The organism is Pseudomonas sp. FJ2-5-13, assembly GCF_029201605.1.
Taxonomy (GTDB): domain Bacteria; phylum Pseudomonadota; class Gammaproteobacteria; order Pseudomonadales; family Pseudomonadaceae; genus Aquipseudomonas; species Aquipseudomonas lactis.
The window spans coordinates 1,612,540-1,629,353 of sequence record NZ_CP104045.1; the positions used below are offsets into that span (position 1 = coordinate 1,612,540).

21 protein-coding genes and 1 tRNA gene are annotated in these 16,814 nt (G+C 60.4%); 8 read left to right on the forward strand and 14 right to left on the reverse strand.

The features are described from left to right. The first annotated feature begins 8 nt into the window (after positions 1-8). Positions 9-683 (forward strand): NAD(P)H-binding protein, encoded by a 675-nt coding sequence (locus N2A98_RS07170; protein WP_034135066.1) that lies wholly within the window; start codon positions 9-11, stop codon positions 681-683. Here the strand turns inward: N2A98_RS07170 and N2A98_RS07175 are convergent. Continuing rightward, a complete protein-coding gene (locus N2A98_RS07175) occupies positions 655-1,131 on the reverse strand; it encodes a DMT family transporter (RefSeq protein ID WP_069557927.1) in 477 nt (158 codons plus the stop codon). The genes N2A98_RS07170 and N2A98_RS07175 overlap by 29 nt on opposite strands. Before the next feature lie 68 nt (positions 1,132-1,199). On the opposite strand from N2A98_RS07175, the gene N2A98_RS07180 reads away from it, so the two are divergent. The 4 genes from N2A98_RS07180 to N2A98_RS07195 all read left to right on the forward strand — a co-directional run bounded on the left by N2A98_RS07180 (position 1,200) and on the right by N2A98_RS07195 (position 3,894). Beyond that, entirely contained in the window at positions 1,200-2,126 is a 927-nt protein-coding gene (locus N2A98_RS07180; RefSeq protein WP_275623197.1) for a LysR family transcriptional regulator, read from the forward strand. A gap of 15 nt (positions 2,127-2,141) precedes the next feature. Next, positions 2,142-2,558 (forward strand): fosfomycin resistance glutathione transferase, encoded by a 417-nt coding sequence (fos, locus tag N2A98_RS07185; RefSeq protein WP_078802691.1) that lies wholly within the window; start codon positions 2,142-2,144, stop codon positions 2,556-2,558. Positions 2,559-2,605: 47 nt separating this feature from the next. Continuing rightward, on the forward strand, positions 2,606-3,247 hold the full coding sequence (locus tag N2A98_RS07190; protein WP_044272743.1) for a LysE family translocator: 642 nt from the start codon (positions 2,606-2,608) through the stop codon (positions 3,245-3,247). Positions 3,248-3,366: 119 nt separating this feature from the next. Then, positions 3,367-3,894: a DUF4142 domain-containing protein gene (locus N2A98_RS07195; protein WP_003189402.1), complete on the forward strand. Its 528-nt coding sequence runs from the start codon at positions 3,367-3,369 to the stop codon at positions 3,892-3,894. A gap of 84 nt (positions 3,895-3,978) precedes the next feature. On the opposite strand, the gene N2A98_RS07200 is transcribed toward N2A98_RS07195, so the two are convergent. The 7 genes from N2A98_RS07200 to N2A98_RS07230 form a co-directional block, all read right to left on the reverse strand. Then, positions 3,979-4,479, reverse strand: coding sequence for a methylated-DNA--[protein]-cysteine S-methyltransferase (locus tag N2A98_RS07200; protein ID WP_044272744.1), 501 nt, complete (start codon positions 4,477-4,479; stop codon positions 3,979-3,981). A gap of 99 nt (positions 4,480-4,578) precedes the next feature. Next, entirely contained in the window at positions 4,579-4,911 is a 333-nt protein-coding gene (locus tag N2A98_RS07205) for a hypothetical protein (RefSeq protein ID WP_044272865.1), read from the reverse strand. Positions 4,912-4,996: 85 nt separating this feature from the next. Further along, positions 4,997-5,407, reverse strand: a complete 411-nt coding sequence (locus N2A98_RS07210; protein WP_069557924.1) for a type II toxin-antitoxin system HicB family antitoxin — start codon at positions 5,405-5,407, stop codon at positions 4,997-4,999. Between the two features lie 279 nt (positions 5,408-5,686). Further along, a tRNA-Gly gene (locus N2A98_RS07215) sits at positions 5,687-5,760 on the reverse strand. Positions 5,761-5,873: 113 nt separating this feature from the next. After that, on the reverse strand, positions 5,874-6,758 hold the full coding sequence (locus tag N2A98_RS07220; protein WP_032893003.1) for an alpha/beta hydrolase: 885 nt from the start codon (positions 6,756-6,758) through the stop codon (positions 5,874-5,876). Between the two features lie 305 nt (positions 6,759-7,063). Then, positions 7,064-7,756: a pseudouridine synthase gene (locus tag N2A98_RS07225; protein WP_275623198.1), complete on the reverse strand. Its 693-nt coding sequence runs from the start codon at positions 7,754-7,756 to the stop codon at positions 7,064-7,066. Beyond that, a complete protein-coding gene (locus tag N2A98_RS07230) occupies positions 7,746-7,958 on the reverse strand; it encodes a cysteine-rich CWC family protein (protein WP_275623199.1) in 213 nt (70 codons plus the stop codon). The genes N2A98_RS07225 and N2A98_RS07230 overlap by 11 nt, the downstream gene beginning before the upstream one ends. Positions 7,959-8,201: 243 nt before the next feature. Between N2A98_RS07230 and N2A98_RS07235 the strand changes: the two genes are divergently transcribed. Next, positions 8,202-8,561 (forward strand): hypothetical protein, encoded by a 360-nt coding sequence (locus tag N2A98_RS07235; RefSeq protein ID WP_019818497.1) that lies wholly within the window; start codon positions 8,202-8,204, stop codon positions 8,559-8,561. Positions 8,562-8,718: 157 nt separating this feature from the next. After that, entirely contained in the window at positions 8,719-9,171 is a 453-nt protein-coding gene (locus N2A98_RS07240) for a DUF3757 domain-containing protein (protein WP_044272787.1), read from the forward strand. Here the strand turns inward: N2A98_RS07240 and N2A98_RS07245 are convergent. After that, positions 9,157-10,269: an enoyl-CoA hydratase/isomerase family protein gene (locus N2A98_RS07245; protein ID WP_275623200.1), complete on the reverse strand. Its 1,113-nt coding sequence runs from the start codon at positions 10,267-10,269 to the stop codon at positions 9,157-9,159. The genes N2A98_RS07240 and N2A98_RS07245 overlap by 15 nt on opposite strands. Before the next feature lie 136 nt (positions 10,270-10,405). Here N2A98_RS07245 and ung point away from each other — a divergent pair, with 136 nt between their 5' ends. Continuing rightward, positions 10,406-11,098, forward strand: a complete 693-nt coding sequence (gene ung / locus N2A98_RS07250; RefSeq protein ID WP_003189424.1) for a uracil-DNA glycosylase — start codon at positions 10,406-10,408, stop codon at positions 11,096-11,098. Between the two features lie 29 nt (positions 11,099-11,127). Here the strand turns inward: ung and N2A98_RS07255 are convergent, their stop codons facing one another. The 5 genes from N2A98_RS07255 to N2A98_RS07275 form a co-directional block, all read right to left on the reverse strand. Beyond that, positions 11,128-12,165: an AbrB family transcriptional regulator gene (locus N2A98_RS07255; RefSeq protein ID WP_044272790.1), complete on the reverse strand. Its 1,038-nt coding sequence runs from the start codon at positions 12,163-12,165 to the stop codon at positions 11,128-11,130. Continuing rightward, the gene (locus tag N2A98_RS07260; RefSeq protein WP_047710295.1) at positions 12,158-13,672 is read right to left on the reverse strand and encodes a tripartite tricarboxylate transporter permease; all 1,515 of its coding nucleotides are present in this window, start codon (positions 13,670-13,672) and stop codon (positions 12,158-12,160) included. The genes N2A98_RS07255 and N2A98_RS07260 overlap by 8 nt, the downstream gene beginning before the upstream one ends. 1 nt (position 13,673) lies before the next feature. Further along, a complete protein-coding gene (locus tag N2A98_RS07265; protein WP_056790511.1) occupies positions 13,674-14,132 on the reverse strand; it encodes a tripartite tricarboxylate transporter TctB family protein in 459 nt (152 codons plus the stop codon). Between the two features lie 147 nt (positions 14,133-14,279). Then, positions 14,280-15,269 (reverse strand): tripartite tricarboxylate transporter substrate binding protein, encoded by a 990-nt coding sequence (locus N2A98_RS07270; protein WP_169918518.1) that lies wholly within the window; start codon positions 15,267-15,269, stop codon positions 14,280-14,282. A 28-nt stretch (positions 15,270-15,297) separates the two neighbouring features. After that, positions 15,298-16,590 carry an OprD family porin gene (locus tag N2A98_RS07275; RefSeq protein WP_044272793.1) on the reverse strand — a complete coding sequence of 431 codons (1,293 nt, stop codon included), beginning with the start codon at positions 16,588-16,590 and terminating at the stop codon, positions 15,298-15,300. Between the last annotated feature and the right edge of the window lie 224 nt (positions 16,591-16,814).

Here is a 16,814-nt window from a genome sequence, read left to right on the forward strand (position 1 = left end):
GTCCTTTCATGAGAGTTCTGTTATTCGGCGCCACCGGCATGGTGGGCCAGGGTGTGCTGCGCGAGTGCCTGCTGGCGGCCGATGTGCAGGAAGTGGTGGCCGTGGGCCGCACGCCCTTGACCCAGGAGCACGGCAAGCTGCATCAGGTGTTGCACAGCGACATGCTGGATTTCCAACCCCTGGAAAACCTGCTGCAAGGTTTTGATGCGTGCTTCTTCTGCCTGGGTGTTTCGTCGGCGGGCATGAAGGAAGCGCGCTATACCCACCTCACCTATGATCTGACCCTCGTGGCGGCCAGCACTCTGGCGCGGCTCAATCCGCAGATGACCTTTATTTATGTGTCCGGCGCCGGTACGGACAGTTCTGAAGCCGGCAAGTCGATGTGGGCGCGGGTCAAGGGCAAGACCGAAAATGCCTTGCTGCGCTTGCCGTTCAAGGCGGTGTATCTGTTCCGTCCGGGGATCATCCAGCCGTTGCACGGCGTACGTTCGAAGACGCCGTTGTATCAATCTTTCTACAGCGTGCTCGGGCCGGTGCTTTCGTTTGTGCGGCGACTAAAGCCGGACTGGGTGGTGAGCACCGAGACGGTCGGCCGTGCGATGTTGCAGGCGGCCAGTCAGGGCGCGCCGCAGCCGGTGGTGGAGCAGGCGCAGATCAATCGCCTGGCGGCTGAGCGCCGCTGAACTGAATCAATGCCACGCCGCCGATCAGCAGCAATGCGCCCAGTACCCGCGAGGTTGTCAGTTGGCGTTCCACCAGGCCGAACAGGCCGAAATGGTCCAGTAGCAACGAGGCGAGAATCTGCCCGGCCATGGCCAGCGCAATGAAGCCTGATGCGCCGAGCTTGGGCAGCAGCATCAACGCCAATGAAATGAAACACACCCCAAAGGCACCGCCGGCCCACATCCACAACGGTGCCTTGCTGATAAAGGCCAGGCTCGGCAGAGGCAAACGCAGCGCCACAATCACCGGCAGCAGCACGATGATGCTTACCAGCAACGACGCCAAGGTGGCCCACAAAGGATGGCCGAGCCCGCGCCCGAGGTTGGCGTTGATCGCACTTTGAAACGGCACCACTGCACCGGCGAACACCGCCAGCGCCAACAAACCTACCCAATGCAACACAGTCATTTCGACGCTCCCAGAAGTTTTGCTGGACTCTAGGTTATTCGTCGCGCAAATTTAAATTCCAAATTCTTATGCCGGGCATGCAGCTTATGAATGATCTGCGTCGCATCGACCTTAACCTGCTGGTGATCCTCGACGCCTTGCTCAGCGAGCAACACGTCACCCGCGCCGCCGAGCGCCTGCACCTGAGCCAACCGGCGGTCAGCCATGCGTTGGCGCGGCTGCGCGATATGCTGGGCGACCCGCTGCTGATGCGTCAGGGCGGCACACTGGTGCCAACCGCGCGCGCCCTGGAGTTGGCGGTGCCCTTAGCCGAAACCCTGGCGCAGGTGCAGGCCTTATTGGCACCGAATCGTTTTGATCCCACTTCTGCCAAGCGCCGCTTTCGCGTGGCGATGTCTGACTACAGCGCAGCGATATTCCTGCCCCGCCTGGTTCGCGTCCTACGCCAGGAAGCGCCCGCTATCGACTTGCAGATCATCCAGGCCAGCCGCGAAGGCATGGTCGACGGTGTGCTCAACGGCGACCTCGACCTGGCGGCGGGTGTATTCCCCGACATGCCCGCCGAACTGCGCACTACGCCGCTGTTCGAAGAGCATTACACCTGCCTGGTCGACCGCGACAGTCTTGCGCCCAGTGGGGTGCTGGACCTGCCGGCCTACCTGTCGCGCCCCCATGTACTGCTGGAGATGCGCGGCAGCGGCACGCCGGAAATCGAACGGGCACTGACGGCCATTCGTGAACGCCGCCATGTGGCGATCAGCCTGCCGCATTGGGGTGTGGCGCCGCAGTTGATCCAGGGCACGGATTTGATTCTGACGGTGTCGTCTCGGGGTTTACTGAATATCGACGCTCGGCAATTGCTGGCCGTGCCACCGCCGTTTCATATCCCTTCGTTTGCCTTTGAGCTGGCCTGGCATACGCGGCGGGGTGGGGATGCGGGGTTGCAGTGGTTGATTGGCCGGGTGGTGGGTGTATTGTCCGCAGACCAACGATAACGCGAGAAAACCTACATGCTCAGCGGTTTCAACCACCTGACCCTGGCCGTCACCGATGTACCGTGCAGCGTCAGTTTCTATCACGACCTGCTGCGCCTGCAGTTGGACGCAACCTGGGACAACGGTGCCTACCTCTCACTGCCTGGGCTTTGGCTGTGCCTGTCGCTGGACCCGTTGCGTTCGACCGCTGCGGCAGTGGATTACACCCACTATGCCTTCACTGTCGATGCTGCTGATTTCACCGCCTTGGTCGAGCGCCTGCGCGCCGCGGGCGTACAGGAGTGGCGAGACAACCGCAGCGAAGGCGCATCGTTTTATTTCCTCGATCCCGACGGCCACAAGCTGGAGGCCCATGTCGGCGATTTGGCCTCGCGCCTGCAAGCCTGTCGTGCCAAGCCCTATGCTGGAATGAAGTTGTACCCGTCGCGGTGAAGCATGCAGAATCAATCACCTTTTAGCGTCTGTCGGAGCGTCTATCCATGACCCCATCCTTGCTGCTTGCCGTGCTGGCTTCGGGTTTTATCTACGGCATTACCCCTGGCCCCGGTGTCCTGGCTGTATTCGGCATTGGTGCGGCCCGTGGCCGGCGTGCAGGGGCGGGTTTTTTGTGCGGGCATTTGCTCGGGGATGTGGTGTGGTGCAGCACGGCGCTGATTGCCATCGTCGGTGCGCGGGAAGTCGGCAGCAGTGCCTTTGAGGTGCTCGGCGTAATCAGCGGGGCGTATCTGTTCTGGCTGGGCTGGCGTGCGATCCGTACCCAACGCCGCAGCAGCGATGCCCCTCAGGGCGCCGCGCGGCACCCGTTCTGGCACGGTATTCTGTTTGGCTTGACCAACCCCAAGGCCTATCCGGTGGCCGTAGCGACCTTCACTGCGTTGCTGTCCAGCCGGGCCGAGCTGTTGACCTGGTCGATGCTGCCGACCTTGATTCTGCTGAGCTTTATCGGTGGCTTGCTGGCCTACGCAATCCTGATCGGCGTGGTGGGTGCCCAGCGGGTGCGCACGCTGTATCAACGCCATGAAATTCTGATTACCAAGCTCTGCGGCGTGATGTTTATCGGCTTCGCCCTCAATGCCCTGGCGCACGCATTACCGGGCCTGTTCGGCAGCAAGGCTGCCTGAGGCGGCGACGACCGTTCGTCGCACGGGGAAGTTTTTTCTAAACCTTTGCCGCCCTGAAAATTCGAATTCAGGGCGGGGTGTATGCCCCCGCACCTATTTTTGCCCTGGAGGAACCCATCATGAGCCGCATGGCTATCCGGTTACGCACCGCCAGTTTCGCGATGCTGCTGGGCCTCGGCGCCAGCAATGCTTTCGCCCAGTCGCCTGCAGAATTCATCGAGCAGGCTTCGGCCAAAGGCATGGCCGATATCGAAACCAGTCGCATGGCCCACGCCAAGACCTCATCCCAGGAAATCAAGGACTACACCATCGAGGTCATCAACGAGCGCACCCTGGCCAACCAGCACTTGGCGGCGATCGCCAAGAAGCTGGATTTGCCAGTGGCCCCGCGAGAGAAGATCGTCGATAAAGCCGAAACCCTGATGCCAGAACTCAAGGACGGCGATTCCTTTGACGCTGCCTATACCGCGCAGCAGGTCAAGGAGAACGAAGACGCCATCGCCTTGTTCCAGAAAGAGGGCGCCGCGTCGGATGTGCCGGAGATAAAGGCACTGGTGGATGAGACGCTGCCCAAGCTTGAAGAGCGCCTGCAAAAAGCCCGCGCCCTGGCCTCGACCTATGGCAAGGGCCATCAAGGCGACGGCTGAGACCTGCCTTATATGAAAAACGGCGGTTGGAGAGGATCCAGCCGCCGTTTTTTATGCCGAGTTCAGGCCCGTTCTGGACGCGGCCTATAACGCCAGTTCACCTTGACCGGTGCCCTCCAGCGCCAGTAAATACTGCTTGGCCGCCAGCCCGCCCGCGAAGCCGGTCAAGCCGCCAGAAGCACCAATCACCCGGTGGCAGGGCGCAATGATTGAGATCGGGTTACGCCCATTTGCGGCGCCGACAGCGCGCACGGCTTTGGGGTTGCCGATCTGCTGGGCGATCTGGCTATAGCTGCGGGTTTCGCCGAAGGGGATGGTCAGCAGTGCCTGCCAGACCTGTTTCTGAAAGTCGGTGCCGGTGAAGTCCAGTGCCAGTTCGAACTGGTTACGCGTTCCGGCAAAGTATTCCTGCAGTTGGCGTTCGGTTTCCAAAAGCACCGGGCTGTCGTGGGCCTCGATCAATTCACCCAGGCGTACGCGGTTGGCGCGTTCTACTTCCCAGAGAATTGCGCTGAGTTTGCCATCGCGCGCCACCAGGGTGAGTTCACCGACAGGGGAAGGCATGAGCTTGTAGTGGTAAGTCATCGGCAGGCTCCTTGAAGGGGCGTGAAGGGGGACGACGTCACTGTAGTTCCATCAGAGTGCCTGGAAACTACGTTTCTTGCGGTCAAATTTTGCGCTCGTCTAGAAATTCCAGTAAACCCAATCGGCGTAGTAGGGGGACCAGTAAAGCCACGAGATTATGTAGAGCGCCTTGAGCACAGATGCTGTGCTTAGCATGAACGCAGAAATGATATTGAGCAGGGTGATAATCAAAGCCAATACTGCCACGCGTCGGGTCGCGTGACGCCAGGCCAGTTTCACCCCGTAAGCCGACGCGACAATCACGCCTATTTCCAAGAGTAATCCGAGAGGAAAGGGCAGCCTTGCAAACGAGGCCAGCAGTGGCAACACCAACACCCAGCCGACGACTTGGCGCAGGATGATCTTGGGTGTGTTTTTTTGGGTGTCCAGCATTGCCATGTGTCCGAACTCTTGGCCGATGAGCCTACATCATCGCGAGGTGTTGCCGTCCTTGCCGTAAGATTTTGCTTAGGCGTAACTACCGCTCCTGTTGCAATACCTTGAGCGCTGCGGACGCCAGGAATCCCGAGCGGCTTTTTTCCTGTGGATGATTCAACACGTACTCATCGATGCGATTCAACAGATAGCCGGGCAGGGTGATGTTGAGCTTTTGAGCTTTGCCCAGGTATTTGGTCACGTCGATGTCCACCACAGCCCACGTGCAACCGGCATACTGAGGGTTGGCGGCATGCACGGTGACTTTCTGCGCGCTGGGGATCGGCGCGCCATCTTCTGCGAGGATCTCGAAGTGCCCTTCGATGGCTTCGCGGGCCATGGCCATGGCGTCATCCAGGTCCTCGCCGGCCGAATAACAGCCAGGAATATCCGGGACTTCCACGCCCCAGGCGTGGTCCGCGTCGCCGGTTGATATTGCAATGGGGTAAAGCATGTTCTTGCCCTCCTTCTGGTGGGTTTTGGTGGTGACTATACCCACAGCTATAAAATTATCAACACTCTACCTACCAACGGGTGATGTTCGAGATTTCGATAGGTGTTGAAGTGTATGGGCACGCGGAAATGATGCCGCTTGGAGGTATTGCAAGGTACTTCACGCCATCAGGCTAGGAACGCTGAAGACCGAATCCAAGGCATAAAAAAACCGGTCACCAAGGACCGGTTTTTTGTGCATCTTGCGCCAGAACCCTCCTGACGCAAGTGCAAATCTGAGTGGAGCGGGTAGAGGGAATCGAACCCTCAACTAAAGCTTGGGAAGCTTTCGTTTTGCCACTAAACTATACCCGCTCAGAGCGGCTGACTTTGTACCAGATGTTCGGCTGGATTTGAAGTTTTTCTTTGAAAAATGTGAGAGTTGCGTGTGGCGAGCAAGCTTGCTCGCCACAGTGTCAGGCTTGATTTCAAAGCGCCCATGCATGCTGCGCCTGGCCCTGGCTATATCGCAACGGGCTGGCGGGCCGCTGCCCTTTCAAGAAGCCCACCACGGCCTCACGGCTATCGCGGCACGCGGCTTTATGTTCCATGTCCAGGAAGTGTCCTGTCGCCTGAATGGTGCTGAAGCTGCTCTTGGCCACATGCTGGCCAAACAGCTTGGCGTCGTCTGCACTGGTGTATTCGTCCCATTCGCCGTTCAAGAACAGCACCGGAATGTCGATCTGTCTGGCGGCCTTGAGGTAGCACTGCCGGTCGCTGTTGAGCACGTGGCTGATGTGAAAATGCATCTGCCCATATTCGTGTGCGGCCAGGCTGCTGACATGGCGGTAGTTGAAGCGTTTGAACAGCGACGGCAGGTGCTTGCCGATGGTGCTGTTGACCAGGTGGCCGACACGGTCGCGGTCGAGGTTGCCCAGGTAGTCGACGCCCCGTTCCAGGTAGTCACGCATGGGCGCATTGATCACTGGCGAGAATGAGCTGATCACGGCTTTTTCCACGCGACGGGGTCGGTGTGCAAGGGCGACCAACGTGGCGGCGCCGCCCCAGGAGAAGGACAACACGTGTTCGGCGGCGAAGTGGTCGAGCAGTTCCAGGAGGATCTGGCCCTCGACTTCCTTGGTCAGCATGTGCTCATGACGGTTGTGGATTTTGGAACGGCCAGCATAGGGCTGGTCGTACAACACCACATTGAATTGTGGGTACAGGCTTTTCACGGTTTGAGCGAAGGACGCCGTGGTCGCCATGGAGCCGTTGACCAAGACAATGGTCTTTGCCGCTGCGTCCGCGCGATAGAACTCCGTGTACACCCGATACTGACCCTGTATATCCAGCACAGCGATTTCTGGCCTCATGTCGTAAGACTCCTGGCAAGCGGGTAGTGCGCGCAAATCACTCTGCACGAGCTTTATGACAGGTAGGCATACGCCTGGAAAACGAGAGCCCATGTCGGTCCGATGACGGCTGGCCGGCGGGTGTTGTTATGGCGGGCGGTTTGCCGGGAGGGCCCGAAGATCAGGCGCGGGCGAGGCAAGGTGTTTCTTGGAGGTTATAGGGCGACTCGTCAGTCATCATCTGGCTGACGCCTTGATTCAAGCAGCACCGAAGGCAGGTCGCAAGGCAAGCGGCTGGTTTTTTGCCATCACCGGCTGAACGGTCGTCAGACTTGTCGGATTTCGTCGTCAGTCAGTGCCCGATACTGGCCCGGTGCAAGCGACGTATCCAGCACCAAGGGGCCCATTCGCTCGCGGTGCAGGCCGGTCACCTTGTTATCAAAATGCCCGAACATGCGCTTCACCTGATGATAGCGGCCTTCGATGATGCTCAACCGGGCCGTTCTAGGGCTTAGCAGTTCAAGTTCGGCAGGTTGGGTAGTGAGATCTTCAAAAGCGAAATACACCCCTGCCGCGAACGTCTGCGCGTACTGCGGGCCGATGTCTTGTTCGGTGTGCACGTGGTACACCTTGGGCAACTTGGTCTGCGGTTGGGTGAGGCGCCGTGACCATTGGCCGTCGTTGGTGATCAGCATGAGGCCTGTGGTGTTGAAATCCAGGCGCCCGGCGATATGCAGGTCGGCTTTGTCCGGTTCGTCCAGCAGGTCCAGGACCGTGGGGTGTTGCGGGTCTGATGTGGCGCTGACGCAACCCTGAGGTTTGTGCAGCATGAAATAACGCGCCGGCTTGCCCGCTTGCAGGATTTCACCGTCCACGCAGACCTGGCTGAATTCCCGTACGTCATGGTGCGGATCGCTGACCGCAACGCCCTCGACGGTCACCCGACGCTCCACCAGCAACAGGCGCACTTGCTTGCGATTGAACTGTGGCAGGTTGCTGAGGAAGCGATCAACGCGCATGGCGTGTACGCAACTGTTCGTCCACTTGGGCGCAGCGCGGGCACAGGCAGGCTTTATTGCGCAGTTCATCCGGCAGGGCTTCAAGCACCGCCGGGTCGATGGTGACGCCGTAGCACCAGCAGGCCTGATCGGCCGTGCGCGGATCGGCCAGGGAGCAGTCGTTGCGGGCACCGCAGGCGGGGCAGAGGGTCGGTGTGGTCATGGGTCGGTTCAGAAGGGAATCGGGTAGGGCGCGTTAGTTGTTGCACGATACAGCGCGGCTGCGCGGCATTCCATCATGATGGCTCTTTGGCGGGGCTTCACTTCGTCTGAAACAGATGTTTCCACTTGTGTCGTGAACGCACCAGATTCCGTTTTTGATGTCAGATGTTTCGTCATTCAGTGAAAGCTGAATGCCGCTCGCCAGCGTCGCTGGAGGAGCTCTTCCGCGGTCCAGGAGGCCGCCATGTATCGACGACTGCTGCTCATCGCTTTGCTCGGCCTGACCCTTTCAGCCTGCGTGCCCTACTACGATGGAGGCGCTACCTACTATCGCTCCGAGGTCTACACCGCACCGGCGCCAGCCTACTACTACGGCGGCCCGCGTTATTACCCTTCCGGGCGCAGCTATTACGCGCCAGCGCCCCGTTACTATGCGCCACAGCCTCGCTACTATTCGGCGCCGCGCTACTACCAACCAGCCCCGCGCTATTACCCGCGTGCCGGCTACCGGCCCTACCCAAACCAGGGGTGGGGCGACCGCTGGGGCAATGGCGGGCGTGGACGTGGTTCCGACCACGGAGGTGGCCGCGGCGGGCACCGTTAAATATCTTGAAAAACAAGCGGCGCATCATGCGCCGCTTTTTATGGGTACCGTACGTCCGTACTGTCAGATTTAACAGCTATCTTTGAGGTGCTAGCTGTACTTCACTAGCGCAGAGCCGAGTGCTTTGGCGTGGTGAGACTGAGCAGATGGAACCCCTATGTTCAAACAATTGATTTGCGTGCTACTGCTGATGAGCTACGTCATTGCACCGGCAAGAGCAGAGCAGGGCTGTCCTTATACGACGCAGATCGCATACGCCGACGGCCATTATCGCGCCAAGGACCATGGCCTGCGCTGGCAAAGCCCGAGGGTTGCGTTTCGTGGTGTTATCGACGGATTCATTGGCGCAGTGTTCATGCCGGGCGAGGGCGAGGAGAGAGGAAACGGCTACATGGACAAGTGTATCTACCGCACCAGTCGGAACGGGGTGGTAGCGTTGAGGCCACGCAAGGGCAATGAAGTTATCAACATGTCGTTGACCAGCACCTTGTATTGGGAGCTGCAGCCCGATGCGTTCGAGTTGCCGGTGTATACGTGCGTGGACAGCCAGCCGGACAATTGCGCTTTCAAGGTCAACGACAAGCGTACAGACCTGTCAGTAGTCAGATAAATCTGCCAGAGGATTCCTACCTTCCCAGGCCTTGTCAAAGTGCGCCTGCACCACCGCTTCCGGCAGTGTGTTGATATCCGGCCAATGCCAATGAGGCGTCTGGTCTTTGTCGATCAGGCGCGCCCGAACCCCTTCGGCGAACTCCGGATGACGGCAGCAATTGAGGCTCAGGGTGTATTCCATCTCGAACACCTGGGCCAATGAGAGGTGACGGGCACGCTGGAGCTGTTCCCACACCAGGTGCGCCGTCAGCGGGCAGCCCTCACTGAGGGTTTTGCCGGCCCGGCTCAATAGCGGGTCGCTGTGGTCGCGCAGCAGGCTCAAGGCACGCCAGGCACAGTGCACATCTCCTACATCCAGCCATTCGTCGATCTGTGCGCGGCGCGGTAGCCATTGCGCTTCGGGTTGATCGCCGATTGCCTCCTGCGCCAGGGCCTTGAGCAAGCTGTTGAGTTGCATCGCGCTCTGTTCCTGCCAGTTCAGCTGCAGCAGGCCATCAAGCAGATCGTCTTGCTGGTCATCGCGCAGGAAGCGATCGGCCAGGCCCAAGTCCAGCGCGTCGCGACCGTTGATATGGGCGCCGGTCAGGCCTAGGAACAGGCCGAGCTTGCCTGGCAAGCGCGACAGGAACCAACTGGCACCCACATCCGGGTACAAGCCAATGCTGATCTCGGGCATGGCCAAACGACTGCTCGGTGTGACGATACGCACGGCGGCGCTTTGCAACAGGCCCATGCCACCGCCCAACACATAACCGTGGCCCCAGCAGATCAACGGCTTTGGGTAGGTATGCAGGCGGTAGTCAAGGCGATATTCAGCGGCAAAAAACTGCGCGGCCAGAGCCGGAACTTCGCCGGGCTGCTCACGGCATGCCTGGGCCAGGCTGCGCACTTCGCCACCGGCGCAAAAGGCTTTGGGGCCGTTGCCGCGCAGCAGCACGCAGACGATCTGCGGGTCTTTGGCCCAAGCCTCCATGCGCTCATCCAGGGCCAGGATCATCGGCAGGGAGAGGGCATTGAGGGACTTTGGCGCATCCAGGCTGGCGATGCCGATGCGAGCGCCGCCACTGCCGGTCAGTTCTTCGAAATGCAGGTTCATCGTGACCTCAATCGAGAAGGTGAAGGATGAGTATGATCCCTTCGTGGGAAAGTGCCGGTGCTGTGTCAGATCAATTGACAAGCGGGGTCGGCTTTCCTAGGGTTCGCCTCATTCTTTTTTACAAGACAATTCAACTATGACCGATGGCGACCGTATCAAACTCGAACCCAGCTGGAAACACGCTCTGCGCGATGAGTTCGAGAAGCCCTACATGGCGCAATTGCGCGAGTTTTTGCGCCAGGAACATGCCGCTGGCAAAGAGATCTACCCGCCCGGCCCGTTGATTTTCAATGCCCTTAATTCCACGCCCCTGGACAAGGTCAAGGTGGTGATCCTCGGCCAGGACCCTTACCACGGCCCTGGCCAGGCCCACGGCCTGTGCTTCTCGGTACAACCGGGCGTGCCGGCGCCGCCGTCGCTGGTCAATATCTATAAAGAGCTCAAGCGCGACCTGAACATCGACATCCCCAACCACGGCTACCTGCAAAGCTGGGCCGACCAGGGCGTGCTGATGCTCAACACCACCATGACCGTGGAGCGCGCCAACGCCAACGCCCATGCGGGTAAGGGCTGGCAGTTTTTTACCGATCGAATTATCGAAGTGGTCAGCGAGCATCAGCCGCACTTGGTGTTCCTGCTGTGGGGCGCCCATGCTCAAAGCAAGCAGAAGCTCATCGATGCCACCAAACATCTGGTGCTGACGTCGGTGCATCCGTCACCGTTGTCGGCGTATCGTGGGTTTCTGGGCTGCGGGCATTTCAGCCGGACCAACAAGTTCCTTGAGCAGAATGGCGAGGCCCCCATCGAGTGGCGTTTGCCACCGGTCTGAGGCCTGGCACATTCAGAATGTGGGAGGGTTTAGAGAGGGTCTGGCTGACGGTTCCAGTGCCGAAACAAAGGCTCGGCCAAAAACAGCACGAACAACAGGCGCATCACCTGCATCGCCGTCACCAAGGGCACCGACAGCTGCAGGGTTTCAGCCGTCAGGCTCATCTCAGCGATACCGCCTGGCATCATGCCCAGGGTCAGTGATCGCAGGTCGAGGTGAGTGAGGGCGCTCAAGCCCACCGCCGCCAATGTCGCCAGCAACATGGTCAACGCCGTGCCAATCAAGGTGCGGCCCATGAACGATGGCGCGCGACGAAAGAACTGCCGATTGAAGTGGCAACCCAAACCGCTGCCGATCAACCATTGGCCGATCTGGCTGCCGCCGTCTGGCAGGCCGATGTGCAAATCCCAGGTCACGCTCGCCACCGCACTCACCAGCAGTGGTCCGAACAACCAGGGGTTGGGTTGGCGCAAGCGTTGCCAGCCCCAGGCGACCAGCGCACCCACCGGAAACAGCAGGGCCAGCCAGGCCCAGTCTACGGGCGCCGGATGAAACTGCGGCGCGCCGCCCCCGAGCAAATACTTGAAGATCGCCGGCACACACAGCACCACCACCAGCACCCGCAGGCTTTGCCCGGCCGCCACCCGGCTGAGCACCGCGCCATTGCGTGCGCCGAGGTTGACCATCTCGCCGGAGCCGCCCGGCATGCTGGAAAAAAACGCCGTGGCGCGGTCTTCACCGCTGCGGCGCATCAACCACACGCCCACCACGCTCGACATGCTGGTGACCAGTGCGCCGAAGAAGATCAAGCCGAAGTGGCTCATCACCTGCTCGATCACCACTGGGGTGAAGTGCAGGCCGATGCCGATGCCCACCACCCATTGGCCGCATTTGCGCCCGCCGGGAATCTCTGCCAACTGCCAGGGCGTGAGGCACCGCACCAGGATGATCGCCAGCAACGAGCCGACCATGTACGGCAAAGGCCAGCCCACCAGGCTGGCCAGGTAACCGCCGGCCAGGCCGACCAGCGGTGTTCCCCACCAATGTTTAAAGGTGACCTCAGACATCGGCCAGGGCACGACGCTGTTGCACGCGTTTACGCCAGATACGCAGCAGCGGTACAAGCAGCATGATTGCGGTGAGTACCCAGACGCCAAAGGTGATCGGGCTCGACCACAGGATTTCCAGCGCACCGTTGGAGATCGACAGCGCACGGCGCAGGTTCTGCTCCATCAGGCCGCCGAGGATAAAGCCCAGCAGCAGCGGCGACAGCGGGAAGTCCAGCTTGCGCAGGATGTAGCCGAAGATGCCGATGGCGATCATCAGGAACAGATCGAAGGTGGTGGCATGCACGGCGTACACGCCAATCGCGGTGATGATGGCGATCACCGGCACCAGCGCCCAGTTCGGCACGGCGAGGATACGGGTGAAGATGCGGATCATCGGGATGTTGAGCACCACCAGCATGATGTTGGCAATGAACAACGACGCGATCAGGCCCCAGACAATGTCCGGTTGCTGTTGGAACAGCAGCGGGCCAGGAGTGATGTTGTAGAGCGACAGGGCGCCGATCATCACCGCTGTGGTGCCCGAGCCCGGAACGCCGAGGGTCAGCATCGGTACCATGGCGCCGCAAACCGATGCGCCAATCGCGGTTTCAGGGGCGGCCAGGCCGCGCATGTCGCCTTGGCCGAACTTGCCGCTCGCGCCTGCGATGCGTTTCTCGGTCATGTAGGCAACGGCCGACGCCATGGTCGCACCGGCACCCGGCAACACGCCGATGATAAAGCCCGACACGCCGCAACGCAGGTTCACGGTGAGCACCGACAAGGCTTCCTTGACGTTGAACATCATGCGCCCGGTGGCTTTCACTGCTTCCTGGCCACGGTGGGTTTTTTCCAGCAGCAGCAGAATCTCGCTGATGGAGAACAGCCCGAGTACCAGCACCACGAACTGAATGCCGTCGGTCAGGTGAATATTGTCGCCGGTAAAGCGGTATACACCGCTGTTGGCGTCGATGCCCACGCAGGAAAGGAACAAGCCGATCAGCGCCGCCACAAAAGTTTTCAGCGGTTTGTCACCGGCCATGCCGCCCAGGCAGACAATCGCAAACACCATCAACACGAAATATTCCGCAGGGCCAAAAGCAATCGCCCACTTGGCCAGCAGCGGGGCGAACAGCACCATGCCGCAGGTGGCGATAAACGCGCCGATGAACGAACTCCAGGCCGACAACGACAGTGCCACGCCAGCCAGGCCTTTGCGGGCCATCGGGTAGCCGTCGAGGGTGGTCATCACGGTGGACGCTTCGCCCGGGATGTTCAGCAGAATCGAACTGATGCGGCCACCGTATTCGCAGCCCAGGTACACGGCTGCCAGCAGGATCAGCGCCGACTCGGGCGGCAAGCCCAGGGCAAAGGCGATGGGGATCAACAGCGCCACGCCGTTGATCGGGCCCAGGCCCGGCAGCAAGCCGACCACTGTGCCGATCAGGGTGCCGCACAACGCGGTCACCAGGTTATAGGGGCTCAGCGCAATGCCGAAACCCTGGCCCAAATAGCCAAAAGTATCCATATCAGTTCTCCAGAACGTCGAGCAGGCCGAGGGGCAACGGTACGTCCATGGTTTTATCGAACAGCAGATAAAGACCGACGCTCATCAAGGTGATGATCACCACGCTGGGCCACCAGCGGCCGCCGTACAGCCGTGCCATCGGAATACCGATCAGCATGCTGCTGAGAATGAAACCCAAGGATTCGAACGTGCCGGCAAACACCAGCAACAGGGCCACACAGATGCCGATCTTGATCAACGTGGGTTGATCCAGTGCGGGTTCATCGTCGGTGTGTTTGGTCGCCTGCGGGCGGATCATCATGTAGATGAGCGCCAGGCCCATCAGCCCGAGCAGCAGCAGTGGGAAGGCCCTGGGCCCCACGGGCTCGTAGGAAAAGGCCGCCTGATACGGCCAGGCCATCAGTGCCAGGCCGATACAGGCCAGTAACAGCACCGCGGCAAAAATGCGTTGTAAGAGCATAGAAAACTCCAAGGCCCCTCTTGTAGGAGCGAGCTTGCTCGCGAAAAACGTCAACGATAACGCGTGCTGTCTGGACGCACGTGGATGTCCTTGGGTTCTTCGCGAGCAAGCTCGCTCCTACAGGGGCATTACACAAGAGAGGGGCGTTTACTGGATCAGGCCGAACTCTTTGGCCAGCACTTTGTAGTCTGCCACCTGCTTTTTCACGTAGGTGTCCAGCTCCTGGCCGGTCATGGCGAACGGGAACAGCTCGCGCTGGTCACGCAGCTTGGCGAACTCCTCGGAGGCCAGCAGTTTGTCGAAGGCGTCTTTCCACCAGGCGTAGTCGGCATCGCTGACCTTTGGCCCGAGGTAGAAGCCACGCACCACCGGCCAGACGATGTCATAGCCTTGCTCTTTGGCGGTCGGGATGTCCTTCATCTCTGGCTCATCCAGGCGCTTCTCGGAGAACACCGCCAGCAGGCGCATGTCGCCGCTCTGGATATGCGGCATGGAGTCGGAGATGTCGGTACTGCCCACTTGGATGTGGCCACCCAGCAAGGCCGTAGCGATTTCACCGCCACCCTCAAGGGCGACGTAACGCAGCTCGCGTGGGTTGATCCCGGCGGCCTTGGCGATCAGCGCGGTTTGCATCCAGTCCTGGCTGCCGACGGTGCCGCCGGAGCCGATCACTACGCTGCCTGGGTCTTTCTTCAAGGCTTTGACCAAGTCATCGAGGGTCTTGTAGGGCGAGTCGCTTTTCACCGCGATGGCGCCATAGCTAGTGCCCACTGCCGCCAACCAGCGCACGGCGCTTTCATCAAAACGGCCGAACTTGCCCTGGGCCAGGTTCAACAGCGAACCGCTCGACCAGGCGACCAGGGTGCCGGCGTCCGCAGGGCGCTGGGCCACGACCGCGTTGTAGGCCACCGCGCCCACGCCGCCTGGCATGTAGGTCACACGCATCGGCTTGGTCAGCAGCTTTTGGTTCACCAGCGCGCTTTGCGCCAGCTTGCAGGTCAGGTCAAAACCACCGCCAGGGGAGGCCGGGGCGATGCATTCCGGACGCTTGGGTTCGTCGGCGGCCAGCAGTTGGCCGGCGAACAGCATGCAGCCGGCGGCGAGGGCAAATTTACGCAGTGAAAGGGTCATGGTGATCTCCATCGTTTTTGTTATGAGGGGGGTACTACCAAAGTGCGACGCTGTAGCTGACCAGCAAGCGCATTTCATCTGCGTCACGGGCCGAATAGTTGGAGCGATAGGTGGCGTTACGCAGGCGCACGGCTACATCTTTGAACGTGCCGCTTTGCACCACGTACTTGATCTCGCTGTTACGTTCCCACTCCTTGCCGGTCTCGCCGTTCTTGAGCTTGATGTTGTCACCCGAGAGGTAACGGCTCATGAAGCTCAAGCCCGGAATGCCCAGCTTGGCGAAATCGTAGTCGTAGCGTGCTTGCCAGGAGCGTTCCTCGGCGCCGGCAAAATCGTTGATCTGCACGAAGTTGACCAGGTACGGGTCACTGCCATCCACATACGGGAAGGCGCTGTCGCCGGACATGTGCTGGTAGCCGGCGCTGAGCTTATGACCATTGAGAGCGTAGCTGAACAGGCCGTTGAGGGACGTGTTGTCGATATTGCCGCCGCGGGCCGAGCCGGTGTCATCACTGATCGCCAGGCGCAGGTCGGCGCCGAAGGTGCCAGGGCCCATCGGGCGGGATGCGACCATGCCGAGGAAGTGCTGGCGGTAAACGTCGTCGAGTTGGGCAAAGTGGTAGCTGCCGGTGATCTTGTCGGCGAACTTGTAGTCGACGCCACCAAAGTTGAAGTGCTTGCCGGTGGCACCGCTGAGAAAGCGGCTGTTCTTGTTATTGAGCGCGATGTCTTCGTAGTTGGTGTCGTCGCGGTCCTTGGCTTTGTCCAGGCGGCCACCGGTGAACACCAGGTTCTTGAATTCCTTGGAGGTGATCAAGCCACCGTTGAAGGTCTGCGGCAGGATGCGCCCGTCGTTGGGCTTGAGGATCGGCAGTTCGGGGATCAGCGAGCCGATCTTAAGCTCAGTGGCGGAGATTTTCACTTTGCCGGTCAGGCCCAGCTTGGCGTACTCGTTGGCGGCGCGGCCGTCATCGTGGGTCGGCAGCAGGCCGGTGCCGGTGCGGTCGGGGCTGGAGTCGAGCTTGACGCCGAGCATGCCCAGCGCATCCACGCCAAAGCCGACGGTGCCGTCGGTGTAGCCCGATTGCACATTGAGCATGAAGCCTTGTGCCCACTCGTCGCGCTTGGATTGCTGCGCACTGGTACCGTCGCGAAAGTCGCGGTTGAAGTACATGTTGCGGGTTTCCAGGGTTGCGCTACTGTCTTCGAAGAAGGCAGCCTGGCTGAGCGGCGCAAAGCCGGCAAGGGCGGCGGCACTGGCGAGGGCGGTATGGGTCAGGCGGGAAGAGCGAACAGGCGCGCAAGCCTGTGGCTGGGTCGACAGCATCGTGGTGTACTCCGTTATTGTTCTTATTTTGGCGAAAACGCTTCGAGGCGTTTTTCGGGCGCTACGGGTCAGGCAACTCGGCGGGCATAGACCACCGTGGTTAGATCCTAAAGGGCGAAGCTTTCACTAACCTTTCAATCGCCTTTCAATGTTTTCGGGCTTCACAGGCCAGGTTGCGGCTGTAAACTGCCGGGCAAAGCGTGGCGCCGACCACCCCTGAATGA